23 protein-coding genes are annotated in these 25,951 nt (G+C 70.2%); 20 read left to right on the top strand and 3 right to left on the bottom strand.

The features are described from left to right. Positions 1-454 precede the first annotated feature (454 nt). From ACTWJ9_RS13650 to ACTWJ9_RS13630, 5 genes are all read left to right on the top strand, one after another. Positions 455-694 carry a hypothetical protein gene (locus ACTWJ9_RS13650; RefSeq protein WP_279334528.1) on the top strand — a complete coding sequence of 80 codons (240 nt, stop codon included), beginning with the start codon at positions 455-457 and terminating at the stop codon, positions 692-694. Between the two features lie 942 nt (positions 695-1,636). Beyond that, positions 1,637-2,365 carry a prepilin peptidase gene (locus ACTWJ9_RS13645; protein ID WP_279334527.1) on the top strand — a complete coding sequence of 243 codons (729 nt, stop codon included), beginning with the start codon at positions 1,637-1,639 and terminating at the stop codon, positions 2,363-2,365. A gap of 116 nt (positions 2,366-2,481) precedes the next feature. Next, positions 2,482-3,681, top strand: coding sequence for a cyclic dehypoxanthinyl futalosine synthase (gene mqnC / locus ACTWJ9_RS13640; protein ID WP_384212770.1), 1,200 nt, complete (start codon positions 2,482-2,484; stop codon positions 3,679-3,681). 7 nt (positions 3,682-3,688) lie between these two features. Then, positions 3,689-4,288 (top strand): hypothetical protein, encoded by a 600-nt coding sequence (locus tag ACTWJ9_RS13635; protein ID WP_279334525.1) that lies wholly within the window; start codon positions 3,689-3,691, stop codon positions 4,286-4,288. 120 nt (positions 4,289-4,408) lie between these two features. Then, positions 4,409-5,104 (top strand): demethylmenaquinone methyltransferase, encoded by a 696-nt coding sequence (locus ACTWJ9_RS13630; RefSeq protein WP_279334524.1) that lies wholly within the window; start codon positions 4,409-4,411, stop codon positions 5,102-5,104. On the opposite strand, the gene ACTWJ9_RS13625 is transcribed toward ACTWJ9_RS13630, so the two are convergent. Both ACTWJ9_RS13625 and ACTWJ9_RS13620 read right to left on the bottom strand, forming a co-directional pair. Next, positions 5,091-5,387, bottom strand: coding sequence for a PASTA domain protein (locus tag ACTWJ9_RS13625; RefSeq protein WP_443295883.1), 297 nt, complete (start codon positions 5,385-5,387; stop codon positions 5,091-5,093). The genes ACTWJ9_RS13630 and ACTWJ9_RS13625 overlap by 14 nt on opposite strands. 190 nt (positions 5,388-5,577) lie before the next feature. After that, on the bottom strand, positions 5,578-6,084 hold the full coding sequence (locus tag ACTWJ9_RS13620) for a GNAT family N-acetyltransferase (protein ID WP_387042203.1): 507 nt from the start codon (positions 6,082-6,084) through the stop codon (positions 5,578-5,580). Positions 6,085-6,182: 98 nt separating this feature from the next. Between ACTWJ9_RS13620 and ACTWJ9_RS13615 the strand changes: the two genes are divergently transcribed. Further along, positions 6,183-7,466 (top strand): geranylgeranyl reductase family protein, encoded by a 1,284-nt coding sequence (locus ACTWJ9_RS13615; protein ID WP_279334521.1) that lies wholly within the window; start codon positions 6,183-6,185, stop codon positions 7,464-7,466. 323 nt (positions 7,467-7,789) lie between these two features. Here ACTWJ9_RS13615 and ACTWJ9_RS13610 read toward each other — a convergent pair whose 3' ends face one another. Beyond that, positions 7,790-8,650: a C40 family peptidase gene (locus ACTWJ9_RS13610; RefSeq protein ID WP_279334520.1), complete on the bottom strand. Its 861-nt coding sequence runs from the start codon at positions 8,648-8,650 to the stop codon at positions 7,790-7,792. Positions 8,651-9,584: 934 nt separating this feature from the next. On the opposite strand from ACTWJ9_RS13610, the gene ACTWJ9_RS13605 reads away from it, so the two are divergent. Genes ACTWJ9_RS13605 through nuoN form a run of 14 tightly spaced genes read left to right on the top strand, consistent with a single transcriptional unit; the run spans position 9,585 to position 25,751 of the window. Next, positions 9,585-9,944: an NADH-quinone oxidoreductase subunit A gene (locus tag ACTWJ9_RS13605; protein ID WP_055570452.1), complete on the top strand. Its 360-nt coding sequence runs from the start codon at positions 9,585-9,587 to the stop codon at positions 9,942-9,944. Between the two features lie 13 nt (positions 9,945-9,957). Continuing rightward, on the top strand, positions 9,958-10,512 hold the full coding sequence (locus tag ACTWJ9_RS13600) for a NuoB/complex I 20 kDa subunit family protein (protein WP_279334519.1): 555 nt from the start codon (positions 9,958-9,960) through the stop codon (positions 10,510-10,512). Then, entirely contained in the window at positions 10,509-11,258 is a 750-nt protein-coding gene (locus ACTWJ9_RS13595; RefSeq protein WP_279334518.1) for an NADH-quinone oxidoreductase subunit C, read from the top strand. The genes ACTWJ9_RS13600 and ACTWJ9_RS13595 overlap by 4 nt, the downstream gene beginning before the upstream one ends. Next, positions 11,255-12,610 (top strand): NADH-quinone oxidoreductase subunit D, encoded by a 1,356-nt coding sequence (locus tag ACTWJ9_RS13590; RefSeq protein ID WP_279334517.1) that lies wholly within the window; start codon positions 11,255-11,257, stop codon positions 12,608-12,610. Before ACTWJ9_RS13595 ends, ACTWJ9_RS13590 begins: the two co-directional genes overlap by 4 nt. After that, entirely contained in the window at positions 12,607-13,467 is an 861-nt protein-coding gene (gene nuoE, locus ACTWJ9_RS13585) for an NADH-quinone oxidoreductase subunit NuoE (RefSeq protein WP_279334516.1), read from the top strand. Before ACTWJ9_RS13590 ends, nuoE begins: the two co-directional genes overlap by 4 nt. Further along, positions 13,464-14,816 carry an NADH-quinone oxidoreductase subunit NuoF gene (gene nuoF / locus ACTWJ9_RS13580; protein ID WP_279334515.1) on the top strand — a complete coding sequence of 451 codons (1,353 nt, stop codon included), beginning with the start codon at positions 13,464-13,466 and terminating at the stop codon, positions 14,814-14,816. Before nuoE ends, nuoF begins: the two co-directional genes overlap by 4 nt. After that, complete coding sequence (locus ACTWJ9_RS13575) at positions 14,813-17,338, top strand: NADH-quinone oxidoreductase subunit G (RefSeq protein ID WP_443295755.1); 2,526 nt, start codon at positions 14,813-14,815, stop codon at positions 17,336-17,338. Before nuoF ends, ACTWJ9_RS13575 begins: the two co-directional genes overlap by 4 nt. Then, positions 17,335-18,726, top strand: coding sequence for an NADH-quinone oxidoreductase subunit NuoH (nuoH, locus tag ACTWJ9_RS13570; protein WP_279334513.1), 1,392 nt, complete (start codon positions 17,335-17,337; stop codon positions 18,724-18,726). The genes ACTWJ9_RS13575 and nuoH overlap by 4 nt, the downstream gene beginning before the upstream one ends. Beyond that, on the top strand, positions 18,719-19,369 hold the full coding sequence (nuoI, locus tag ACTWJ9_RS13565; protein ID WP_279334512.1) for an NADH-quinone oxidoreductase subunit NuoI: 651 nt from the start codon (positions 18,719-18,721) through the stop codon (positions 19,367-19,369). Before nuoH ends, nuoI begins: the two co-directional genes overlap by 8 nt. Further along, positions 19,366-20,244 carry an NADH-quinone oxidoreductase subunit J gene (locus ACTWJ9_RS13560; RefSeq protein WP_279334511.1) on the top strand — a complete coding sequence of 293 codons (879 nt, stop codon included), beginning with the start codon at positions 19,366-19,368 and terminating at the stop codon, positions 20,242-20,244. Before nuoI ends, ACTWJ9_RS13560 begins: the two co-directional genes overlap by 4 nt. Continuing rightward, positions 20,241-20,540 carry an NADH-quinone oxidoreductase subunit NuoK gene (nuoK, locus tag ACTWJ9_RS13555; RefSeq protein WP_053760538.1) on the top strand — a complete coding sequence of 100 codons (300 nt, stop codon included), beginning with the start codon at positions 20,241-20,243 and terminating at the stop codon, positions 20,538-20,540. The genes ACTWJ9_RS13560 and nuoK overlap by 4 nt, the downstream gene beginning before the upstream one ends. 14 nt (positions 20,541-20,554) lie before the next feature. Further along, positions 20,555-22,528, top strand: a complete 1,974-nt coding sequence (gene nuoL, locus ACTWJ9_RS13550; protein ID WP_387040020.1) for an NADH-quinone oxidoreductase subunit L — start codon at positions 20,555-20,557, stop codon at positions 22,526-22,528. Positions 22,529-22,533: 5 nt separating this feature from the next. After that, positions 22,534-24,105 carry an NADH-quinone oxidoreductase subunit M gene (locus tag ACTWJ9_RS13545; RefSeq protein WP_279334509.1) on the top strand — a complete coding sequence of 524 codons (1,572 nt, stop codon included), beginning with the start codon at positions 22,534-22,536 and terminating at the stop codon, positions 24,103-24,105. Next, on the top strand, positions 24,102-25,751 hold the full coding sequence (gene nuoN, locus ACTWJ9_RS13540; RefSeq protein ID WP_279334508.1) for an NADH-quinone oxidoreductase subunit NuoN: 1,650 nt from the start codon (positions 24,102-24,104) through the stop codon (positions 25,749-25,751). Before ACTWJ9_RS13545 ends, nuoN begins: the two co-directional genes overlap by 4 nt. The last annotated feature ends 200 nt before the right edge of the window (positions 25,752-25,951 follow it).

Raw genomic sequence — 25,951 nt, 5'->3', positions numbered from 1 at the left:
GACCACCACCGGCGGGCGGCGACGCCGTGGCATCCGCCACCGGAGACCGGACACACGGCGGTGGATTCCGGACGTCGGGTGCACGGGGGCAGGAGAACCGTGTTCCGAGGCGGCCCGGTTCTGGAACATCCCGAGGATCTGCACACCGTTCACCGTGGGGTCGTGCGGCGGGCACGACCCCACGGTGAAGCCGCCTCGCATTTCCTTCAAGTGCCGCCGGCGGGCGAATTACGGGCGAGTACGAGTGAAGGAAGTGAGGGGTTCGGCCGACTGCTTCGCCACACTCGTGAATTCCACGACAGCTGACTGGGGAGTGCGGTTCGTACGACGCTGGTCGCTTCATTCCCGGCGTGCTTTGATCAGGTCGCGCGGTTTCGCCGGAAGATAATCCCGGGTTCGGGAATCGGGCGAACTCCGCCGCCGCTCATTGTTGACACGAAGGGAAACGCGCGCCATGAACCTCGTCCCCCAGGTCGCGACCGCCGAGATCTCCGACGCCGATCTGGACTCCATCTCCGGTGGCCAGGCGGGCGCCGGCGCCGCCGCCAACGCAGGTCTCGGCGTCGCGGCCGAGGCGGGTGGCCTCGGTGTCCACGCCGAGGTCGGCAACATCGGCGTCACCGCGGGCCTGGGCGCCTCCGTCTCCCCCGAGGGTCTCTCGGCGGCCGGTGGTCTCGCCGTCACCCAGTACTGACAGAACACGCGCCGTGGGCCCGGTTCCATCCTGGAGCCGGGCCCACGGCGCATCTGTGGGGCGGTGCGCCACAGATGCGCCGGAGAGGCGCTGCTTATCGCCCTTACCGCCTCGTTCGTCCTTGGCCTTCATTGTGTCCTTGACCTGACGGGTGAGTTCGTCGTCGAGTTTCTTGAACTCGACGACGACGGCAGCGGCGGCGTGCGTCGCTTCGTTTTCCGAGGTCTGCAGAGGTGGGCGGGACTGTTCCTGTGCGGGGAGCCGCTCACTCCCGGTGACTTGACGGACTGGAATATTCCCGAGGCGGACGATGGCACCCCCGGTATCGTCACTTTCTCGTCCTTCCCAGGAAGGGGGCTCATGGTCGGCTCGTCGCAGACGGGACCGGATGCGGATGGTGCCCCGCCGGGTGGTGTGGGGGACCTTTACGGTCCCTGCGCTGCGGGGCCGGAGGTGGGTGCCGTGCCGAAAACCGTGAGCAGTTGGCGTACATGTGTTGCTTAAGCGCTCGAATGAGCGATATCAGGACAGTGGTGGCCAAAGTGTTCACGCCTTTGGGGCGGTGTGTCCTCCCCGGGGCGTGGGCGAGCGCCCGGGCATCGCACACGGCGAGGCCGCCGTCCTGCCGAGCGGTCGCGGAACACCGTCCGCACGAGCGGCAGACCGCCCCCGGCACGGAGGGCTTTGAGCAGGGCTGCCGTGAAGGGCCGGCGCGGAGCGTCATTCTGCGGCTGTTCCATTGGCGTGGGGTCGAGGTGCCGGATACCGTCCGCGAGAGGGTGCGGGCCGGTAGGGACCTCGGCGCCCTGGGACGGCTCACCGCCCTCGCCGCCGACCTCATGGGCCGCAGCGGCGGGATGAGCGCGGAGGGATGGGTACGGAGGGGATGAGTAGGACGGGGACGAACATGGAGGGGATGAGCACGGCGGGGATGAGTACAGGGTGACGACCGGTCTGCTGGTCGCGGCCGCCGCGCTGTGGGGTGCGGGGGCGGGCGCGCTGCTGCCGCGGGCGGCCTACCGGTTCTCGGTGCCGGCGGGGGAGGAGTGGCGGGCGGTCTGCCCCGCGGGACACCCGCTGGCGGGCTGGCTCGGGCCGGCCCGGTGCGGGCGGTGTGCCACGGCGCCCTCGTACGGCTCGAGCACCGCCCTCGCCGTCGTCACCGCCCTGGTCTGCGCCGTCCTCGCCGCCGCCACCGGCACGCGGCCCGAGGTGGGCGTCTGGCTGCTGCTCGCGCCCGTCGGCGTGCTGCTGGCGGTCGTCGACTTGCGGGTCCAGCGGCTGCCCGACCCGCTCACCCTCCCGTTCGCCGGAGCGGCCCTCGCCCTGCTCGGCCTGGTCGCCCTCGTTCCCGAGCGCGCGGGCCAGTGGACGACCGCCCTGCTGGGTGCTCTCGCGCTCGGCGCCGGCTACCTCGTCCTGTTCCTCGTCAACCCGGGCGGCATGGGCTTCGGCGACGTGAAGCTCGCCCTCGGCGCGGGCGCGGTCCTCGGCTGGTACGGCTGGCCCACCGTGATGCTCGGTACCTTCGCCGGGTTCCTGTCCGGGGCGCTGTACGGCGGTGCCCTCGTCGTCGCGCGGCGGGCGGGGCGCAGGACGGCCATACCGTTCGGGCCGTTCCTGATCGCCGGCGCGTTCGCCGGGCTGCTGATCGGCGCGTACACGGCCTGAGGCCGGGGCATGAGCACCGGATGCGGGTACGGCCTGACGTCGGGTGCCGTGGGCCGCTGGCGTAGGCTGGTTCAGCCCGTCCACAACCCTTACGAACCTGACGAAAGGGACGCCCGGTGACCGAGAAGGCCGACCTCCAGCCCCTCCTCGACCGTGCTGCCGCAGGCGGGCGGATCACCCCCGAAGAGGCGCTCGACCTCTACCGCGACGCCCCGCTGCACGCGCTGGGCGCCGCCGCCGACGCCGTACGCCGCCGCCGGTACGCCGGGACCGAGCACATCGCGACGTACATCATCGAGCGCAACATCAACTACACGAACGTGTGCGTCACGGCGTGCAGGTTCTGCGCCTTCTACGCCGCGCCCAAGGACACCGCCAAGGGCTGGACCCGCGACCTCGACGACATCCTGCGGCGCTGCGCCGAGACCGTCGAACTCGGCGGTACGCAGATCATGTTCCAGGGCGGCCACCACCCGGACTACGGCGTCGAGTACTACGAGAAGCACTTCGCCGCCATCAAGAAGGAGTTCCCGCAGCTCGTCATCCACAGCCTGGGGGCGAGCGAGGTCGAGCACATGGCCCGGATCTCGAAGGTGTCGGTCGAGGAGGCCATCACGCGGATCCACGCGGCCGGGCTCGACTCCTTCGCCGGGGCCGGCGCCGAACTGCTGCCCGAGCGGCCGCGCAAGGCCATCGCGCCGCTGAAGGAGTCCGGCGAACGCTGGCTGGAGATCATGGAGATCGCGCACGGGCTGGGCGTCGAGTCGACGTCCACCATGCTGATGGGCACCGGCGAGACCAACGCCGAGCGCATCGAGCACCTGCGCATGATCCGGGACGTGCAGGACCGCACGGGCGGCTTCCGCGCCTTCATCCCGTACACCTACCAGCCCGAGAACAACCACCTGAAGGGCCGCACCCAGGCCACGGTCTTCGAGTACCTGCGGATGATCGCCATCGCCCGGCTGTTCTTCGACAACGTCGCCCACATCCAGGGCTCCTGGCTGACCACCGGCAAGGAGGTCGGCCAGCTCTCGATGCACTACGGGGCGGACGACCTCGGCTCGATCATGCTGGAGGAGAACGTCGTCTCCTCGGCCGGCGCCAAGCACCGCTCCAACCGCCTGGAGATCATCGACCTGATCCGCAAGGCGGGCCGGGTCCCCGCCCAGCGGAGCACGACGTACGAGCACCTCGTGGTGCACGACGACCCGGCGAACGACCCCGTCGACGACCGGGTGGTCTCCCACATCTCCTCCACGGCGATCGAGGGCGGCACGGCCCACCCGGAGCTGAAGCTGCTCCCCGCGAACTGACGCGACCGTGCTCACGATCCACGTCGCCGAGGCCACGCCCGAACTGGCCGTCCTGATCGACGGCCCGCTCGTCGCCGCCGTCGGCCCGTACGAGGAGCTGGCCGCCGCCCGCCCGCAGGCGCGGGTGCGGCGGTGGCCCGGCATCCTCACCCCCGGGTTGCTCAACCCCTACGGGCCCGAGCTGCTCGAAGGGACCTACCACCCGGACCCGCGCGAGGCCGACGAGTTCGGCACCGAGCCGATCACCGGGGAGCGGGCGCAGGAGATCTTCCGCGCCGACGCGTCACGGCGCGGCGCCAGCGCGCGCCGCGGGGTGCAGCGGCTGCTGGCGCACGGAACGGTCGCCGTCGCGGGCGAGCTGCGCGGCCGGCCGGCCCTGGACGCCGTGCGCCGGGCCGGGCTCGTGGTGGGCGCTCGTCCGGCGCGCCTGCCGGGGCCGCCGTCCTTCTCGCCGGTGCCGCTCGTCCTGCTGCCGAAGCCGGTTCCGGGCGGACCCGCCCGGTTCGCGGTGTTCGACGTGGCGGACCGGGCCGAGCTGGTCCGTGCCGGGGCGTCGACCTGCGTGGCCACCGTCGTGGGCGGCCGGCTGGTGCACCGGCGCCGCTGACGGACCGACCGGGGCCGGGGGACGCACCGGGGCAGTGAGACAGAGGGGGCCGACTGAGACAATGACGCACGCACCGATCCTGAGAAAGCCCCGTACCCGGACAAGTGAGGCCGAACTCCCGTGACCCGCGCAACCCTGGACAAGCAGCCGCACGAAGTCGCCTCGATGTTCGACGACGTGGCGGAACGGTACGACCTGACGAACGACGTGCTGTCGCTCGGCCAGGACCGGATCTGGCGCAAGGAGGTGGCGAAGGCGGTCGACGCGCGCCCCGGGCAGAAGGTCCTGGACCTGGCGGCCGGCACGGGCACGTCCTCGGAGCCCTTCGCGCGGGCCGGTGCCTACGTCGTCCCCTGCGACTTCTCCCTCGGCATGCTCCGGGTCGGCAAGCAGCGCCGGGACTGGCTGCCCTACACGGCCGGCGACGCCACCCGGCTGCCGTTCAAGGACGACGTCTTCGACGCCGTCACCATCTCCTTCGGGCTGCGCAACGTCCAGGAGACGGACGCCGCGCTGCGCGAGATGCACCGGGTGACCCGGCCCGGCGGACGGATCGTCATCTGCGAGTTCTCGCACCCCACATGGGCGCCGTTCCGCACCGTCTACACCGAGTACCTGATGCGCGCGCTGCCGCCGGTCGCGCGGTCGGTGTCGTCGAACCCCGACGCGTACGTCTACCTCGCCGAGTCCATCCGGGCCTGGCCCGACCAGCCCGCCCTGGCCGAGCGGCTGCAGGGCGCCGGCTGGACGAAGGTGGCGTGGCGCAACCTCACGGGCGGTGTGGTCGCGCTGCACCGGGGCTTCAAGGCCGGCTGAGGACGGCCGCGCAGGGGGCGGCCGGCTCACGGGGTTCCTCCCGTTCGCGCCGGATGCCGCCGCCGGGCGGCAGGGGTGCGCGCGGCTCGCGCACCCCGCCGCCGCCGTCCCCCTCACCGAAGTCGAACCACACATGGACCAGGGAGCCCCGGGGCACCTCGACGCCCGGCTGCGGATACTGGCGCACGACGTGGTCGACCACGGTGCGGCGGAAGTCCGGCCGGTCCGGCGCGTCGAGGAGCAGGTCGTGTGTGCGGGCGGACTCGCGCGCGTCCACGGCCATCAGGCCGACCAGGAGCGGAACACGCACTTCCGGCGTCCTGTCCGTTCTTCTGGGTGTCACACGCACGGACCTCACCCCCCAGCGGTACCGGCAGGGTAGACCCGGCCGTGCGCCGACAGGAAGCGATGCGTGGCTATCTGTGACAATCAGTCACATCGCGTAGTCGAAACGGTGGTTCAGGATTCCGGTTTCACAGGGTCAGCCGGTAGCAGTGTCCCTCCCGGCGTGAGACCGGGGTGGTGAACGTCCCGGCGAGACGCATGCCGAGCCGCCGGGTGACCGCGGCCGAGCGGGTGTTGCGGGCGTCGACCATGGCGACCACGTCCGAGACGCCCGTGGCGCGCACCCGTTCCAGGGTCTGCCGTGCGGCGGCGGTCGCGTACCCCCTGCCCCAGTGCTCCCGGCCGAGGCGCCAGCCGATCTCGATCTCGCCCGTCGGGCCCCAGGCCCGTTCCCAGGGCTGGGCGCCCGTGAAGCCGAGGACGCGGTCCGACTCGTCGACCACGGTCCACAGGCAGAACCCGCGCTCGGCGTCGTGCCGCCGCTGGCGGGCGGTGAGTTCCTCGTAGACCGACAGCTCCGCGGCCTCGCCGCCGTGGAACTCCATGACGTCCGGATCGGCGAAGACCCGGTGCCAGGCGAAGGCGTCCTCGTGGGTGGGTACACGGAGCCGTACAGCGGGCAGAGCTCGGTTCACGGAAGCAGCCCTTCAGCCGGGTGATCGATTCCGCTGCATAGACTGCCCGTGTCCAGTGCCTGTCGGCACGCAGATATCGAACTTGGGGAGATCCCGCCGTGACCGAGCCCCTCTCCGACAACACCGCCGACGTGATCGTCGTGGGCGCGGGGCCAGCCGGCTCCACCACCGCGTACCACCTGGCCAGGTCCGGTCTCGACGTGCTCCTGCTGGAGAAGACCGCGTTTCCGCGGGAGAAGGTCTGCGGCGACGGCCTCACCCCGCGCGCCACCAAGCAACTCGTCGCGATGGGCATCGACATCTCCGAGGAGGCGGGCTGGCTGCGCAACAAGGGCCTGCGCATCATCGGCGGCGGGGTCCGCCTCCAGCTCGACTGGCCGGAACTCGCCTCCTTCCCCGACTACGGCCTGGTCCGCAAGCGCGACGACTTCGACGAGCAGCTCGCCCGGCAGGCCCAGAAGGCCGGCGCGCGGCTGTACGAGCGCTGCAACGTGGGCGCGCCGATCATCGACGACCGCACCGGCCGCATCACCGGTGTGAAGGCGAGGCTCGGCGAGGAGAAGCGGGACGTCACCTTCCACGCCCCGCTGGTGGTGGCCGCCGACGGCAACTCCACCCGGCTGTCCCTGGGGATGGGGCTGCACCGCCGCGAGGACCGGCCGATGGGCGTCGCGGTCCGTACGTACTTCACCTCGCCCCGCCACGACGACGACTACCTGGAGTCCTGGCTGGAACTGTGGGACCGCCGCGGTCCGCAGGACCGGCTGCTGCCCGGCTACGGCTGGATCTTCGGCATGGGCGACGGGACGAGCAACGTCGGCCTGGGCGTGCTCAACACCTCTGCCTCCTTCAAGGAACTGGACTGGCGCGAGATCCTGAAGGCCTGGTGCGCCTCGCTGCCCGAGGACTGGGGCTACACCCCGGACAACATGACCGGCCCGATCCGCGGCGCCGCGCTCCCGATGGCCTTCAACCGCCAGCCGCACTACACGCGCGGGCTGTTGCTCGTCGGTGACGCGGGCGGTCTGGTCAACCCCTTCAACGGCGAGGGCATCGCCTACGCCATGGAGTCCGCGCAGATCGCCGCCGAGGTCATCGTCCAGGCGCACGCCCGGGCGACTCCGGCCCAGCGGGAGATCGCCCTCCAGCGTTACCCGCGCGTCCTGAAGGACACCTACGGCGGCTACTACACCCTCGGCCGCGCGTTCGTGAAGCTCATCGGCAATCCGAAGATCATGCAGATCGCGGCCCAGCGCGGTCTGACGCACCCGATGCTGATGAAGTTCACCCTGAAGCTGCTCGCCAACCTGACCGACCCGACGGGCGGCGACGCGATGGACCGCGTCATCAACGGTCTGAGCAAGGTGGCGCCGAAGGCGTGAGGCGTCCCGCGCGTGCGGGAGCCGTGAGGGGCGCTGTGGGCGGCCGGGGCCGGACGGACGGACTCCCGGCCGCCGACGCGTGTCCCGGGCGCCGTGCGGGGCCGCCACGGCGCCGTACGGCGCCCGGCCGATGAGATGTCACCCCGTCACCACACGCCACGTGAGTGACGATTCGGGCATACAGGCCATCTCGACCGGATGGTCGGGTGTCCGGCTGCATGGGGAACGCACGGGTTGGAGGGCCGCTGCCACTCGGTGGCAGCGGCCCTCCAACCCGTGCGAACCGGGCCCGTTCGAGCCCGATCTGTCCGCGGGGGCGCGGCTCAGAGCACGCGCACGGCACCCGAGGCGGGGTAGCCGGAGAGATCCTGGATGACGACGCCCTTGGACGGGTTGGCGGCGTCCAGGTACTGACCGTTACCGATGTAGACGCCCGTGTGGTAGGCGGAACCCTTGCCGCCCCAGTACAGGATGTCGCCGACCTGGAGGTTGGACAGCGAGACGTCGGTGCCGACGGTCGACTGGTCCTGCGAGACGCGCGGCAGGTCGACGCCGACCTGCTTGAACGCGGCCTGCACCAGGCTGGAGCAGTCCCAGGCGTTGGGACCCGTGGCGCCCATGACGTAGGCGTCGCCCACCTGCGCCTTGAGGAAGGCGACGACGGTCGCGACACTGCCGCTGGCCGGCGCGGAGGCGGTGGCCGTGGAAGCCGTGGTGGCCGTCGCGCTCGTGGCGCCCGCGTTGGTGGTGAGGACGGCGCGCTCCGCGTCACGGGTGGCGCGCTCGGCGGCGGCCTTGCGGGCCTCCTCGGCGGCCTTCTTCCTCGCCTCGGCCTTCTTCTTGGCCTCGGCGAGGTCTGCCTTCGCCTCCTTGGCGGCCTCGGCCGCGGCGGTGTCCCGCTCGGCCTGCAGTTGGTAGTTCGCGGCGGCCAGCTGGGTGGCCTGCGCGGACTGGGCGACCTGAGTGGACAGGTCGGCCGTCAGGGTGGGCAGTTCGAGGGTCTGCGTCACCGGCTCGGCGGCGTTCGCCGCCGACGCCCCGGCCACTGCCAGGGTGCTGAGAACACCACTGGCGACTCCGGCCCGCATCGCCATCGTGGACGGCGCGGTGCGGCGGGGTTTCCGGTGGCTGCGTATGTGAGCGGTGTGGGACATGGGAACAACCGGTACCAGGGGCTCCTTCATATCCACAAGAAACGTGTGCCGCGCCACATTCGTTCAACGGCAGTCGTGAACGCCGGGCGTGTCGTTCCTTATTGACGCCGTAACGGACATAGCGGACGGGCCGTAATGGGCCCGTGATCACGGTCTTTCATCTTTACGTCCGAATTGCCCGGCGCTTACCACCCTTTGTAACGATTGGCCAAGCCCCCTTCTCCCGCCGCTTCGAGGGGTGTGGCGGAGGTCACGGAACGGTCACCCGCCCCGGCGCGTCCGGAATGCGCGCCGCGGCCGGTTTTCGCTGGGATCGCACCCCGATCGCGTCGGGATGGCGGTCGGGTCGCGACGGGATCGTGGGCGAGGGTCGCCGCCGGGTCACCATCGGGTGCTGCGTCGGGATGGCGATCGGGCTGCAGGCGGGTCGCGGCGGGACCGTGGGCGGGGGCTGCCGCCGGGTGGCCGCCGGGTGGCCACCGGGTGGCCACCGGACCGCGGCCCGGCCGCGACCCGGCTCGTGGCGCCGGGACTTCGTGAACGTGTGCACGCGTCCACATCGCGCCGCGCGTCCCCCTGATGTGTGAATGCCTCCTCTAACAAGAGATCGCGTCCAGCACCAATTTGCATGCAGGAGAACCCTCTTGATAGTGAGGCGACCCCTCTGACCTGCACCGACGCGGCAAATTGTCACTTCTGGTGACCGCGCGGACGCTTCGCGTATGAAGATCACCGCTCATCCGGCTTCATGATCGTTCGTCAGGTGGTGGAGATCACAAAGCTTTGGCAATACCCCGTGTCGCAGATCACAGACCTGCGGGCATAGGATGCGGAGCGGTTGGGCTTGTGACCCGCTTCACATGTTCTCGATCTTCGCCGGGGCGGGCGTGGTTCGCGGGACGCGTGGGACGCAAGTGAGCCCGACTCGCCAGCAGTCAGTGCCGACTGAGAGGAGCGAGGAGCGGTGAACGCGTATGCGCCCATCCTCGTACTGGGAGCCCTCGGGGCAGGCTTTGCGATCTTCTCCGTGGTCATGGCCACGCTGATCGGTCCGAAGCGGTACAACCGCGCCAGGCTCGAGGCCTACGAGTGCGGTATCGAACCGACCCCCACGCCGGCCGGCGGCGGGCGCTTCCCCATCAAGTACTACCTGACGGCGATGCTCTTCATCGTCTTCGACATCGAGATCGTCTTCCTTTATCCCTGGGCCGTCAGCTTCGACGCGCTGGGGATTTTCGGGCTCGTGGAGATGCTGCTCTTCGTGCTCACCGTCTTCGTCGCATACGCGTACGTATGGCGGCGCGGCGGCCTGGAATGGGACTGAAGGGCCTTTGACCATGGGACTCGAAGAAAAGCTGCCGAGCGGATTCCTGCTGACCACCGTCGAGCAGGCCGCGGGCTGGGTGCGCAAGTCGTCCATGTTCCCCGCCACGTTCGGACTCGCCTGTTGTGCCATCGAGATGATGACCACCGGCGCCGGCCGCTACGACCTGGCGCGTTTCGGCATGGAGGTCTTCCGCGGCTCGCCGCGGCAGGCGGACCTGATGATCGTGGCCGGCCGGGTCAGCCAGAAGATGGCGCCGGTGCTGCGGCAGGTCTACGACCAGATGCCGAACCCCAAGTGGGTGATCTCCATGGGGGTCTGCGCCTCCTCGGGCGGCATGTTCAACAACTACGCGATCGTCCAGGGCGTCGACCACGTCGTCCCGGTCGACATCTATCTCCCCGGCTGTCCGCCCCGGCCCGAGATGCTGATCGACGCGATCCTCAAGCTCCACCAGAAGATCCAGAGCTCCAAGCTCGGTGTGAACGCCGAGGAAGCGGCCCGGGAGGCGGAGGAGGCGGCGCTCAAGGCACTGCCCACCATCGAGATGAAGGGGCTGCTGCGATGAGTGACGCGAAGAACGCCGCGGACGACGGCGTGAACCCCGAGAAGGACCTCTCGGCGGAGAACCTTCCCGGCCGGCGCGGCGAGGGCGGTGAGGAGATCCGCGTCCAGCGCGGCATGTTCGGAGCCAACAGGGGCGGCGACACCTCCGGTTACGGCGGCCTGGTCCGCTCGGTCCGGCTCCCGGGACCGTCGAACCGCCCCTACGGCGGCTGGTTCGACGAGGTCGCCGACGAACTGGAGGGCGCCCTGGAGGAGCAGGGCCTGCTTCCCCGGAACGCCATCGGGAAGACGGTCGTCGACCGCGGCGAACTCACCTTCCACATCGAGCGCGAGCACCTGGTCCGGGTCGCGAGGACCCTGCGGGACGACCCGGCGCTCCGCTTCGAACTGTGCACCGGCGTCAGCGGCACCCACTATCCGAACGACAAGGGCCGCGAACTGCACGCCGTGTACCACCTGCGCTCGATCACCCACAACCGGTTGATCCGCCTGGAAGTCAGCGCCCCCGACGACGACCCGCACATCCCGTCGCTGGTCTCCGTCTATCCGACGAACGACTGGCACGAGCGCGAGACGTACGACTTCTTCGGCATCGTCTTCGACGGCCACCCGGCCCTGACGCGGATCCTGATGCCGGACGACTGGCAGGGCCACCCGCAGCGCAAGGACTATCCCCTCGGCGGAATCCCCGTCGAGTACAAGGGCGCCCGGATCCCGGCTCCGGACCAGCGGAGGTCGTACTCATGAGCAGGTCGAACGCATCCGCATCCGCGGAGTCAGGGGCTTCCGCCGCCTCGGCGCGCGAGACCACGGAAGGCACCGTCTACACCGTCACCGGCGGCGACTGGGACGAGGTCGCCCAGACGGCGGTCCGCAGTGACGACGAGCGCATCATCGTCAACATGGGCCCGCAGCACCCGTCCACGCACGGCGTGCTCAGGCTGATCCTGGAGATCGACGGCGAGACCGTCTCCGAGGCCCGCTGCGGCATCGGCTACCTCCACACCGGCATCGAGAAGAACCTCGAGTACCGGACCTGGACCCAGGGCACCACGTTCGTGACGCGCATGGACTACCTGACGCCGTTCTTCAACGAGGCGGCGTACTGCCTCGGCGTCGAGAAGCTCCTCGGCATCGAGGACCAGATCCCCGACCGCGCCTCGGTCATCCGGGTGCTCCTGATGGAGCTGAACCGGCTCTCCTCCCACCTGGTGTGCATCGCGACCGGCGGCATGGAGCTCGGCGCCACCACCATCATGATCTACGGATTCCGTGATCGTGAACTCATTCTCGACGCCTTCGAGCTCATCACGGGCCTCAGGATGAACCACGCGTACATCCGCCCCGGCGGACTCGCCCAGGACCTGCCGCCCGGAGCGGTGGACCAGATCCGCGAGCTCGTGAAGACGCTGCGCAAGAACCTCCCGGAGTACGACGCGCTCGCCACCGGGAACCCGATCTTCAAGGCCCGTATGCAGGACGTCGGCTACCTGGACCTGGCCGGCTGCATGGCCCTCGGGGCCACCGGCCCCGTTCTGCGCTCCACCGGCCTGCCGCACGACCTGCGCAAGGCGCAGCCGTACTGCGGGTACGAGACGTACGACTTCGAGGTCCCCACCGCGGACACCTGCGACTCCTACGGCCGCTTCCTGATCCGGCTGGAGGAGATGCGCCAGTCGCTGCGCATCGTCGAGCAGTGCCTGGACCGGCTCCAGCCCGGTCCGGTCATGGTCGCCGACAAGAAGATCGCCTGGCCCGCCCAGCTCGCCATGGGCCCGGACGGACTGGGCAACTCCCTCGACCACATCAAGCAGATCATGGGCACCTCCATGGAGGCCCTGATCCACCACTTCAAGCTGGTCACCGAGGGCTTCCGCGTACCGCCGGGACAGACGTACACGGCGGTCGAGTCGCCCAAGGGCGAGCTCGGGGTGCACGTCGTCTCCGACGGCGGCACCCGTCCCTACCGGGTCCACTTCCGCGACCCGTCCTTCACCAACCTGCAGTCCATGGCGGCGATGTGCGAGGGCGGCCAGGTCGCCGACGTCATCGTCGCCGTGGCATCCCTCGACCCCGTGATGGGAGGCGTCGACCGGTGACCACCTCACCTTCGGAGCGGGGCGTCAGCCTGGGCATGCCCCAACTGCCCGCGCCCGCCTACCCGGACGAGGTCCGGGCCCGGCTGGAGACCGACGCGCGCGAGGTCATCGCCCGCTACCCGGACTCCCGGTCCGCCCTCCTGCCGCTGCTGCACCTCGTGCAGTCGGAGGAGGGCCATGTCACGCGCACCGGAATGCAGTTCTGCGCGGACGTGCTCGGCCTGACCACGGCCGAGGTCACCGCCGTCGCCACCTTCTACACCATGTACCGGCGCCGACCGAGCGGTGAGTACCAGGTCGGGGTGTGCACCAACACCCTGTGCGCCGTCATGGGCGGCGACGCCATCTTCGAGGAGCTCCAGGAGCACCTCGGCATCGGCAACGGCGAGACCACCGAGGACGGCAAGGTCACCCTCGAGCACATCGAGTGCAACGCGGCCTGCGACTTCGCACCCGTCGTGATGGTCAACTGGGAGTTCTTCGACAACCAGGACCCGCAGAGCGCCAAGCGCATGGTCGACGACCTGCGGGCCGGCCGCCCGGTCGCGCCCACGCGCGGGGCGCCGCTGTGCACGTTCAAGGAGACCGCCCGGATCCTGGCCGGTTTCCCCGACGAGCGGGAGGGCGCCGCCCGGGCCACGGGAAGCGCGGGACCCGCCTCCCTGTCCGGCCTGAAGCTGGCCAAGGGGGAGGCAGCCCCCGCACGCGTGGTGCACCCGCGCGGCGAGGCGCCCACCGACACCCCGCCGCACGAGCCGTCGCCGACGGAGCACCTCAGCTCCCACGACGCGCCCCAGGAGACATCGGCCTCCGACCCGGAGCATCCGGCCGGACCCGCCGCAGAGGAGGGGGAGTGATGACCTTGGCACCCGCCGAACTCAGGGACACCGGCCCGGAGAAGCTGCTCGCACCCGTGCTGTCGGCCTTCTGGGACGAGGACGAGTCCTGGACCCTGGACGTCTACCGGAGGCACGAGGGGTACGAGGGGCTCCGCAAGGCCCTCGCCATGCCACCGGACGACGTCATCGCGTACGTCAAGGAGTCCGGTCTGCGCGGGCGCGGCGGCGCTGGCTTCCCCACGGGAATGAAATGGCAGTTCATCCCCCAGGGAGACGGCAAGCCTCACTACCTGGTGGTCAACGCCGACGAGTCGGAGCCCGGAACGTGCAAGGACATTCCGCTCCTCTTCGCGAACCCGCACAGCCTCATCGAGGGCATCGTCATCGCCTGTCACGCCATCAGGTCGTCCCACGCCTTCATCTATCTGCGCGGTGAGGTCGTCCCCGTGCTGCGGCGGCTGCACGAGGCCGTGCGCGAGGCCTACGCGGCGGGCCTGCTCGGCGAGAACATCCTGGGCAGCGGACTCGACCTCGAACTCACCGTGCACGCGGGCGCCGGCGCGTACATCTGCGGTGAGGAGACCGCACTGCTCGACTCGCTCGAAGGCCGCCGTGGCCAGCCGCGGCTCCGTCCTCCCTTCCCCGCCGTCGCGGGCCTCTACGCGTGCCCCACCGTGGTGAACAACGTCGAGTCGATCGCCTCGGTTCCCGCCATCATGAACCGGGGCAAGGACTGGTTCCGCTCGATGGGCAGCGAGAAGTCACCCGGCTTCACCCTCTACTCCCTCAGCGGCCACGTCGCACGCCCCGGGCAGTACGAGGCGCCGATGGGCATCACGCTGCGCCAGCTGCTCGACATGAGCGGCGGCATGCGGCCGGGGCACCGCCTGAAGTTCTGGACGCCGGGCGGCTCCTCCACGCCGTTGCTCACCGAGGAGCACCTCGACGTCCCCCTGGACTACGAAGGGGTGGGCGCCGCCGGTTCCATGCTCGGCACGAAGGCGCTCCAGTGCTTCGACGAGACGACCTGTGTCGTACGGGCCGTCACCCGCTGGACCGAGTTCTACGCCCACGAGTCCTGCGGCAAGTGCACGCCGTGCCGCGAGGGGACGTACTGGCTCGTGCAGCTGATGCGCGACATCGAGGCGGGCAAGGGCCGGATGTCCGACCTCGACAAGCTGAACGACATCGCCGACAACATCAACGGCAAGGCGTTCTGCGCCCTCGGCGACGGCGCCGCCTCGCCGATCTTCTCCTCGCTGAAGTACTTCCGCGAGGAGTACGAGCAGCACATCACGGGCCGTGGCTGCCCGTTCGACCCGGCCAGGTCGACGGCCTGGGCCGACCGTACGGAGGTGCACGCATGACTGTGACCACCAGCTCTCCCTCCGGTGGGGGAGAGGCGGCGGTCCCGCCCGAGGACCTCGTGACGCTGACGATCGACGGCGTCGAGATCAGCGTGCCCAAGGGCACCCTGGTCATCCGGGCCGCCGAACAGCTCGGCATCGAGATCCCCCGGTTCTGCGACCACCCTCTCCTCGACCCGGCCGGCGCCTGCCGCCAGTGCATCGTCGAGGTCGAGGGCCAGCGCAAGCCCATGGCCTCCTGCACCATCACCTGCACCGACGGGATGGTGGTGAAGACCCAGCTGACCTCACCTGTGGCCGAGAAGGCGCAGAAGGGGATGCTGGAGTTCCTGCTCATCAACCACCCGCTGGACTGCCCGGTCTGCGACAAGGGCGGCGAGTGCCCGCTGCAGAACCAGTCGATGTCGCACGGCCACGCCGATTCCCGCTTCGACGGCAAGAAGCGCACCTACGAGAAGCCCGTCCCGATCTCCACCCAGGTGCTGCTCGACCGCGAGCGGTGCGTCCTGTGCGCCCGCTGCACCCGGTTCTCGAACCAGATCGCGGGCGACCCGATGATCGAACTGCTCGAGCGGGGCGCGCTCCAGCAGGTCGGTACCGGTGAGGGCGACCCCTTCGAGTCGTACTTCTCCGGCAACACCATCCAGATCTGCCCGGTCGGCGCGCTCACCTCGGCGGCCTACCGGTTCCGCGCCCGCCCCTTCGACCTGGTCTCCTCGCCGTCGGTGTGCGAGCACTGCTCCGGCGGCTGCGCCACCCGCACCGACCACCGGCGCGGCAAGGTCATGCGGCGGCTCGCCGACAACGACCCCGAGGTCAACGAGGAGTGGATGTGCGACAAGGGGCGCTTCGGGTTCCGGTACGCGCAGCAGCGGGACCGGCTGCAGACCCCGCTCGTGCGCAATGCCGAGGGTGAACTGGAGCCCGCCTCCTGGCCCGAGGCACTGCAGATCGCGGCCCAGGGACTGCTGGCCTCCCGCGGCCGCACCGGCGTCCTGACCGGCGGCCGGCTCACCGTCGAGGACGCCTACGCGTACAGCAAGTTCACGCGCGTGGCGCTCGACACCAACGACATCGACTTCCGCGCGCGCGTGCACAGCGCCGAGGAGGCCGACTTCCTCGCCGCGCGGGTCGCGGGCCGCGGACACGACCTCAAGGACGCGTCCGGCCCGCACTCCGGGGGCGGTGTCACGTACACCTTCCTGGAGAAGGCGCCCGCCGTCCTGCTGGTCGGGTTCGAGTCGGAGGAGGAGGCGCCCGGCGTCTTCCTGCGGCTGCGCAAGGCGTGGCGCGCCCACGGGCAGCGGACCTTCGCCCTGGCCACGTACACCACGCGCGGACTGGAGAAGGCCGGCGGCACGCTGCTGCCGGCGGCCCCCGGCACCGAGACCGAATGGCTGGACGCGCTCGCGAGCGGTGTCGGCCTGGAGGGCGACGGGGCCAGGGCGGCCGAAGCGCTGCGCACCGAGGGCGCGGTGATCGTCGTCGGTGAGCGGCTCGCCGCCGTCGAGGGCGGCCTGACCGCCGCCGTACGGATCGCCACCGCGACCGGTGCCCGGCTGGTGTGGATCCCGCGCCGGGCCGGGGAGCGGGGCGCCGTCGAGGCTGGCGCGCTGCCGTCGCTGCTGCCGGGCGGGCGCCCGGCGACCGACCCGCGTGCGCGGGAGGAGGTCGCCGCCGTCTGGGGCGTCGCCGCCCTCCCGCACCGCTACGGCCGCGACACCGGCGAGATCGTCGAGGCCGCGGCGACCGGCGAGCTGCAGGCGCTGCTGGTCGCGGGCGTGGAGGTCGCCGACCTGCCCGACCCCGCGCGTGCGCGTGCGGCGCTCGCCGAGGCCGGGTTCGTGGTCTCCCTGGAGCTGCGGCCCAGCGAGGTCACCGCACTCGCCGACGTGGTGCTGCCGGTGGCGGCCGTCGTCGAGAAGGCCGGTGCCTTCCTCAACTGGGAGGGCAGGGTGCGGCCCTTCGAGTCGGCGCTCAAGCCCGACCAGATGACCCGTCCCCTCCCGCCGACCGACGCGCGTGTGCTGCAGATGCTGGCCGACGCCATGGACGTGCACCTGGGCCTGCCGGATCTGCGCACGGTACGCGCGGAGCTCGAGCGGCTCGGCACCTGGGACGGCCCGCGGGCCACCGAACCGCTGCAGACCGCGGGCGCGCTGCCCCGGCCGGCCGCCGGGGAGGCGGTGCTGGCCGGACACCGGCTGCTGCTGGACCAGGGACTCCTCCAGCAGGGCGACGAGGCGCTCGCCGGCACCCGGCACGCCGCGCACGCGCGCCTGTCGGCCGCCACGGCCGTCGAGGTCGGCGTCGAGGACGGCGACCTGATCGCGGTGACCGGCACCGCCGGAACGGTCGAACTTCCCCTGAGCGTCACCGAGATGCCCGACCGCGTGGTGTGGCTCCCGCTGAACTCCGCGGGCGGCGGTGTCGCCTCCGACGCCGGGGCGCTGCCCGGCTCGCTCGTCCGTATCGGCCCGGCGGCACTCGCCGGCGAAGCCCCCGAGGAGGTGGAGGCATGAGCCTGTACTTCGCCGCTGAGGACCTCTCGATGTTCGGCCGCGACCCCTGGTGGCTGGTTGCGATCAAGGCGGTGTTCTGCTTCGCCTTCCTCATGGTGACGGTGCTGATCGCCATCGTGATGGAACGCAAGATCGTCGCCTGGATGCAGCGGCGCATCGGCCCCAACCGGAACGGCCCCTGGGGCATGCTCCAGTCGCTCGCCGACGGCGTGAAGCTGATGCTCAAGGAAGACGTCGTCGTCAAACGCGCGGACAAGGCGGTGTACGTCCTCGCGCCGATCGTCGCGGCCGTCCCGGCCTTCATGGCGATCGCGGTGATCCCCTTCGGGCCGTCCGGCAACGAGATCTCGATCTTCGGCCAGCGGACCACGATGCAGCTCACCGACCTGCCGATCGCGCTGCTCTACATCCTCGCGGTCGCCTCGATCGGCATCTACGGCATCGTCCTGGCGGGCTGGAGCTCCGGATCCACCTACCCGCTGCTGGGCGGTCTGCGCTCCTGCGCGCAGATGATCTCCTACGAGATCGCCATGGGCGCCGCCTTCGCCTCCGTGTTCCTCTACTCGGGGTCGATGTCGACGTCGGCGATCGTCGAGCAGCAGGCCGACCGCTGGTACATCCTGCTGCTGCCGGTCTCCTTCCTCATCTACATCGTCACGATGGTCGGCGAGGTCAACCGCGCCCCCTTCGACATGCCGGAGTCCGAGGGCGACCTGGTCGGCGGCTTCAACACCGAGTACTCGTCGATCAAGTTCGCGATGTTCATGCTCGCCGAGTACATCAACATGGTGACCGTCTCGGCCGTCGCCACCACCCTCTTCCTGGGCGGCTGGCGCGCTCCGTGGCCGATCAGCACCTTCTGGGAGGGCGCGAACCACGGCTGGTGGCCGATGCTCTGGTTCATCGTCAAGGTCCAGCTGCTGCTGTTCATGTTCGTCTGGCTGCGCGGCACGCTCCCGCGGGTCCGCTACGACCAGCTGATGAAGCTCGGCTGGAAGGTCCTGATCCCGGTCTCCCTGGTGTGGCTGATGCTCGTCGCCACGGTGCGGGCCCTGCGGAACGAGAACTACGGGTTCGCCGACATCGCCCTCTACGTCGCCGCGGCCGTCCTCGGCCTGCTGGTGCTGTCCTTCGTCGTCGACATGTTCCGGGCGAAGGGCGGGAAAGCCGGAGAACCTAGCGAACCCGGAGAACCCGGGGGGCCCGGCGAGGCCCCGGCCGCCTTCGATCCGATGGCGGGCGGATTCCCCGTGCCGCCGCTGCCCGGACAGGAGCTTCCGCCGGTGCCGCGACGGCCCTCGCGCCAGGAGCGCAAGCTCGTCGCCAGTGGCGGACCCGATACTCACAGTGACGGATCTCTGGATGGAAAGGAGGCGTCCGATGGCTGAGGAATCCAAGGAGGCCGGGCAGACGAAGCCCGGTTTCCTGAACCCGGTGGCCGGCTTCGGCGTGACCTTCAAGGCCATGTTCAAGAAGCGGCTGACCGAGCAGTACCCCGAGCAGCCGAAGACCACGGCCCCGCGCTTCCACGGCAGGCACCAGCTCAACCGCCATCCGGACGGTCTGGAGAAGTGCGTCGGCTGTGAACTGTGCGCCTGGGCCTGTCCCGCCGACGCGATCTACGTCGAGGGCGCGGACAACACCGAGGAGGAGCGCTACTCGCCCGGCGAGCGGTACGGCCGCGTCTACCAGATCAACTACGCCCGCTGCATCCTGTGCGGTCTGTGCATCGAGGCGTGCCCCACACGCGCGCTCACGATGACCAACGAGTTCGAGCTGGCCGACTCCAGCCGCGCCGACCTCATCTACACCAAGGAGCAGCTGCTCGCCGGTCTGGAGGAGGGCATGGTCGACAGCCCGCACGCCATGTACCCGGGCACCGACGAACAGGACTACTACCGGGGCCTGGTGACCGAGGCCGCGCCCGGCACGGAGCAGCAGGTCGCCCACGTGGAGGGCGAGGTCGTGCAGGAGGCGGACTCGACCTTCGGCGAGGACGAACCGGCCTCGGAGAAGGTGATCCGGGGATGACCGCGTACACCGCGCACGCCGTGCACGCCGCGCACCTCGCCGCCTACTCCACCTCCACCGGAGAGGCCGTCCAGTTCTGGGTCCTCGGCACGGTCGCCGTGATCGGCGCGCTGTGCACCATCCTGATGCGGCGGGCCGTGCACAGCGCGCTCTGCCTGGCCGGAACCATGATCGTCCTGGCGGTGTTCTACCTCGCCAACGGCGCCTACTTCCTGGGCATCGTCCAGATCATCGTCTACACCGGCGCGATCATGATGCTGTTCCTGTTCGTGGTGATGCTGGTCGGCGTCACCGCGGCGGACTCCCTGAAGGAGACCATCAAGGGCCAGCGCTGGCTCGCCCTGCTGTGCGGGCTCGGCTTCGGCATCCTGCTGGTCGGAGGCATCGGCAACGCCGCGCTCACCGAGTTCAACGGCCTCGGCCAGGCGAACGCGAACGGCAACGTCCAGGGCCTCGCCGCTCTCCTCTTCACCCGGTACGTGTTCGCCTTCGAGATCACCGGCGCCCTGCTCATCACGGCCGTCGTCGGCGCCATGGTGCTCACCCACCGTGAGCGCACCGAGCGGGCCCGCACCCAGCGGGAGCTCTCCGAACAGCGCGTCCGCGAGGGCAAGCACCTCCCGCCGCTGCCGGCCCCGGGCGTGTACGCCCGGCACAACGCGGTGGACATCGCGGGCCTGCTGCCCGACGGCACACCGTCCGATCTCACCGTCAACAAGACGCTGCGCGAACGGGGTCAGATCCGGGACGTGTCGCAGGAGGCGCTCAACGACCTGCGGGCGCTGGAGCGGCGCGCGGAGGAGCGTCTCGAGCGCACGGCGATCGAGCCCACGTTCAAGTCGGCGTACGAGCGGGCCGAGGAGGCGTCGAAGTGAACCCGGTCAACTACCTGTACCTCGCCGCCCTGCTGTTCACGATCGGCGCCACCGGTGTACTCATCCGGCGCAACGCGATCGTCCTCTTCATGTGCATCGAGCTCATGCTCAACGCCTGCAACCTCGCGTTCGTCGCCTTCTCCCGCATGCACGGCAACCTCGACGGCCAGATCATCGCCTTCTTCACGATGGTCGTCGCCGCGGCGGAGGTCGTGGTCGGGCTGGCGATCATCGTGTCCCTGTTCCGTTCCCGCCACTCGGCCTCGGTCGACGACGCCAGCCTGATGAAGCTGTGAGGGGTCGGTAGACCGTGACTAACACAGAGAATCTGATCGCGCTGCTGGTGGCGGCGCCCCTGCTCGGAGCGGTGGTCCTGCTGTGCGGCGGCCGCCGGCTGGACGCCGTCGGCCACTGGATCGGCACGGCGCTCGCCGCCGCGTCCTTCGTGATCGGCCTCGTCCTCTTCACCGACATGCTGGGCAGCGCCGCCGCCGACCGCACCCTGACGCAGTACCTGTTCAGCTGGATCCCGGTGGAGGGCTTCCAGGCGGACATCGCCTTCCAGCTCGACCAGTTGTCGATGACGTTCGTCCTGCTGATCACCGGCGTCGGCTCGCTCATCCACCTGTACTCGATCGGGTACATGGAGCACGACGAGCGGCGCCGCCGCTTCTTCGGCTATCTGAACCTGTTCCTCGCGGCGATGCTGATCCTCGTCCTCGCCGACAACTACCTGCTGCTGTACCTGGGCTGGGAGGGCGTCGGCCTCGCCTCCTACCTGCTGATCGGTTTCTGGCAGCACAAGCCCAGCGCCGCGACCGCGGCGAAGAAGGCCTTCCTGGTCAACCGCGTCGGCGACATGGGTCTGTCGATCGGGATCATGCTGATGTTCCTGTGGTTCGGCACCTTCGCCTTCGGGCCGGTGCTCGGCACCCACGGGGAGGCCGGGCTCGCCGGTGACGCGAGCGAGGGCAAGCTCACCGTGATCGCCCTCATGCTGCTGCTCGCGGCCTGCGGCAAGTCCGCCCAGGTGCCGCTGCAGTCCTGGCTCGGGGACGCGATGGAGGGCCCGACCCCGGTCTCGGCCCTGATCCACGCCGCGACCATGGTCACGGCGGGCGTCTACCTGATCGTCCGCTCCGGAGCCATCTTCAACGGCGCCCCCGACGCACAGCTGGTCGTCACCGTCGTCGGCGCGGTCACGCTGCTGTTCGGTGCGATCGTCGGTTGCGCGAAGGACGACATCAAGAAGGCGCTGGCCGGTTCGACGATGTCGCAGATCGGCTACATGGTGCTCGCGGCGGGACTCGGCCCCATCGGCTACGTCTTCGCGATCATGCACCTGGTGACGCACGGCTTCTTCAAGGCCGGCCTGTTCCTCGGCGCCGGTTCGGTCATGCACGGCATGAACGACGAGGTCGACATGCGCCGCTACGGCGGACTGCGCACGTACATGCCGGTCACCTTCGTCACCTTCGGCCTCGGGTACCTCGCGATCATCGGCTTCCCGGGCCTGTCCGGCTTCTTCTCCAAGGACAAGATCATCGAGGCGGCCTTCGCCAAGGGCGGCACCGAGGGCTGGATCCTCGGCGGCGCGGCCCTGCTGGGCGCCGCCATCACCGCGTACTACATGACGCGCGTGATGCTGATGACGTTCTTCGGCGAGGAACGCTGGCGCAACGCCCCGACGCCGTCCCCGGCCGCCCCGGACGTGGAGCCCGCCGCCGAGACGCGCGGCGAGTACACCCCGCCCAGCCCGCACGAGTCGCCGAAGAGCATGACCATTCCGATGATCGTGCTCGCCTTCGGTTCGGTGTTCGCCGGCGCGGTCTTCGGCATCGGCGACCGGTTCCTGAACTGGCTGGAGCCCGTCACCGGGTACGACCACGGCCAGGCGCCGATCAGCCCCCTGACGGTCACGGTGGCCACGGTGGCCGTGATGGTCGTCGGCGTGGCGGTCGCCTGGGGCCAGTACGGGCGCCGCCCGGTCCCGGCCGTCGCCCCGCGCGGCTCGCTGCTCACCCGGGCCGCCCGGCGCGACCTGCTCCAGGACGACTTCAACCATGTGGTCCTGGTCCGCGGCGGCGAGCACCTCACGCGTTCGCTGGTGTACGTCGACCACACCCTGGTCGACGGGGTCGTCAACGGGACGGCGGCCGCGTTCGGCGGTCTGTCCGGACGGATGCGCAAGCTGCAGAACGGCTTCGCGCGGTCGTATGCGGTCTCGATGTTCGGCGGCGCGGTGGTCCTGGTCGCCGCGACCCTGCTGATGAGGGCGGTCTGATACCGATGTCCTTTCCTCTGCTGACAGCGACGGCGGCGCTCCCGGCCATCGGGGCGATCGCCACGGCCGCCGTGCCGGCCGCGAAACGCACGGTCGCCAAGTGGCTGGCCCTGCTGGTCTCGATCGCCACCCTGGCGCTGGCGATCGTCGTCCTGGTGCGCTTCGACCCGGGCGGCGACCGCTACCAGCTCACCGAATCGCACGCCTGGATCGCGGACTTCGGCGTCCGCTACGAGCTCGGGGTGGACGGCATCGGGGTCGCGCTGATCGCGCTGACCGCCCTGCTGATCCCGTTCATCATCCTCGCGGGCTGGCACGACGCCGACCCCCTGGAAACGGGGAGCAGGCGGTGGCGGCCGACGCAGGGCTTCTTCGCCCTGATCCTGGCCGTCGAGGCGATGGTGATCCTCTCCTTCGAGGCCACCGACGTCTTCCTCTTCTACATCTTCTTCGAAGCCATGCTGATCCCGCTGTACTTCCTGATCGGCGGCTTCGGGGACCGGGCCCACGAGCACGGCGAGCAGGCGGCCACGACGCAGCGTTCCTACGCGGCGGTGAAGTTCCTGCTCTACAACCTGGCCGGCGGTCTGGTCATGCTGGCCGCGGTGATCGGGCTGTACGTGGTCGCGGGGAACTTCTCCCTCACGGAGATCGCCGAGGCGCGGGCCAACGGCTCGCTCGAGATGTCGACGAGCACCGAGCGCTGGCTGTTCCTCGGGTTCTTCCTCGCCTTCGCGGTGAAGGCGCCGATGTGGCCGCTGCACACCTGGCTGCCCAACGCCATGCAGGAGTCCACCGCTCCGGTCGCCGTGCTCATCACGGCCGTCGTGGACAAGGTGGGCACCTTCGCGATGCTGCGCTTCTGCCTCCAGCTGTTCCCGGAGGCCAGCAAGTGGGCGACGCCCGTGATCATGGTGCTGGCCGTCATCAGCGTCATCTACGGGGCGCTGCTCGCGGTGGGCCAGCGTGACATCAAGCGGCTGATCGCGTACGCGTCGATCTCGCACTTCGGCTTCATCGTCATGGGCATCTTCGCGATGACCAGCCAGGGCCAGTCCGGGGCGACGCTCTACATGGTCAACCACGGGATCTCGACCGCCGTCCTGCTGCTGGTGGCCGGGTTCCTGATCTCGCGGCGCGGCTCCCGGCTCATCGCCGACTACGGCGGTGTGCAGAAGGTCGCGCCGGTCCTCGCCGGCACGTTCCTGATCGGCGGCCTGGCCACGCTGTCGCTGCCGGGACTGGCGCCGTTCGTCAGCGAGTTCCTGGTCCTGGTCGGCACGTTCACGCGCTACCCGGTGATCGGCGTCGTCGCCACCTTCGGCATCGTGCTCGCCGCGCTCTACGTCCTGGTCCTCTACCAGCGGACGATGACGGGCCCCCTCAAGCCGGAGCTCGCCAGGATGCCCGACCTGAGGGTGCGTGAGATCGCCGTGGCCGCGCCGCTGATCGTGCTGCTGGTCTTCCTGGGCGTCTACCCGAAGCCCGTCACGGACATCGTGAACCCGGCGGTGCAGCACACCATGTCCGACGTACAGAAGAAGGACCCCCAGCCCGAGGTGGAGGCGGCCAAGTGAGCGCATCAGTCGTCCACAGCCTGTGGACAACGGCGGCCGATCCGATCTCGAAGATCGACGCGCCGAAGATCGAGTACGCCCAGCTCGCCCCCATCATGATCATCGTCGGCGCGGCGGTCGTCGGGATCCTGGTCGAGGGCTTCGTACCGCGCAAGTTCCGTTACTACGCACAGATGTTCGTCGCGACGGCCGCCCTGGTCTCCGCGTTCGCCGCGGTGGTGGCGCTCGCGGCCGACGGGTACGGCACGACCAGGGCGGGCATCGCGGCGATGGGCGCGATCGCCGTCGACGGCCCGGCCCTGTTCCTGCAGGGCACGATCCTGCTGACGGCCCTGGTCGGCCTGTTCACCTTCGCCGAGCGCAGGCTCGACCCGGAGGAGCAGGGCAACCGCGTCGACTCGTTCGCCGCGCAGGCCTCGGCCGTGCCGGGCAGCGAGAACGAGAAGCAGGCCGTCAAGGCCGGGTTCACCACCACCGAGGTGTTCCCGCTGCTGCTCTTCGCCGTCGCCGGCATGCTGGTCTTCCCGGCGGCCAACGACCTGGTGACGCTCTTCGTGGCCCTGGAGGTCCTCTCCCTCCCGCTGTACCTGCTCTGCGCGCTGGCCCGCCGCAAGCGGCTCGTCTCGCAGGAGGCCGCGGTCAAGTACTTCCTGCTCGGCTCGTTCGCCTCCGCGTTCCTCCTCTTCGGCATCGCGCTGCTGTACGGCTACGCGGGCTCGATGTCGTACGCGAGGATCGCGCAGGTCGTCGACGGCACGATCCCGGAGGTCGACCCGGCCCTCGTCAACACCATGGGCAACGACGTGCTGCTGCTGGTGGGCGCGGGCCTGCTGATCATGGGCCTGCTGTTCAAGGTCGGTGCCGTCCCCTTCCACATGTGGACGCCGGACGTGTACCAGGGCGCGCCCACCCCGGTGACGGGCCTGATGGCGGCGGCGACCAAGGTGGCGGCGTTCGGCGCCCTGCTGCGGGTGCTGTACGTTCTGCTCCCCGGTCTGCGCTGGGACTGGCGGCCGGTCATGTGGGCCGTGGCCATCGTCACCATGCTGGGCGGCGCGATCCTGGCGATCACCCAGACCGACATCAAGCGGCTGCTGGCGTACTCGGCGATCTCGCACGCGGGTTTCATCCTCGCGGGTGTCATCGCGACCACGCCGTCCGGCATCTCGTCCGTCCTCTTCTACCTGGCGGCGTACTCGTTCGTGACGATCGGCGCGTTCGCGGTGGTGACGCTGGTGCGGGACGCCGGGGGCGAGGCGACGCACCTGTCCAAGTGGGCGGGGCTCGGCCGCCGTTCACCCCTGGTGGCGGCGGTGTTCGCGGTGTTCCTGCTCGCCTTCGCGGGCATTCCGCTGACCTCCGGCTTCGCCGGGAAGTTCGCCGTGTTCAAGGCGGCGGCGGAGGGCGGCGCGGTGCCGCTGGTCGTGGTCGGTGTGATCGCGTCGGCGATCGCGGCGTTCTTCTACATCCGGGTGATCGTCCTGATGTTCTTCAGTGAGCCGCGGCCCGAGGGCCCGACCGTCGCGGTGCCGTCGCCGCTGACGATGACGGCGATCGCAGTGGGCGTGGTGGTCACGGTGGTGCTCGGTGTGGCACCGCAGTACTTCCTGGAGCTGGCGGGCGACGCGGGAGTGTTCGTGCGCTGACCGGGCTCCGCCGACGACAGGGCGGCCCGGCACCCGCTCGGGGGGTGCCGGGCCGCCCTGTCGTCGGCGGGGACGGGCCGACGGGGCCTGTGGACAACTCCGGGGGTGTCGGTGCGGGCACCTATCGTGGGCACGGTGGACACAGCGGGTGCAGTGGACACAGCGGGCACACTGGGTGCAGTGGGTGCAGCGGACGTAGT

This window comes from Streptomyces sp. GDS52 (assembly GCF_052246875.1).
GTDB classification, from domain to species: Bacteria; Actinomycetota; Actinomycetes; order Streptomycetales; family Streptomycetaceae; genus Streptomyces; species Streptomyces cathayae.
This window is presented reverse-complemented; position numbering and strand designations above follow the sequence as displayed.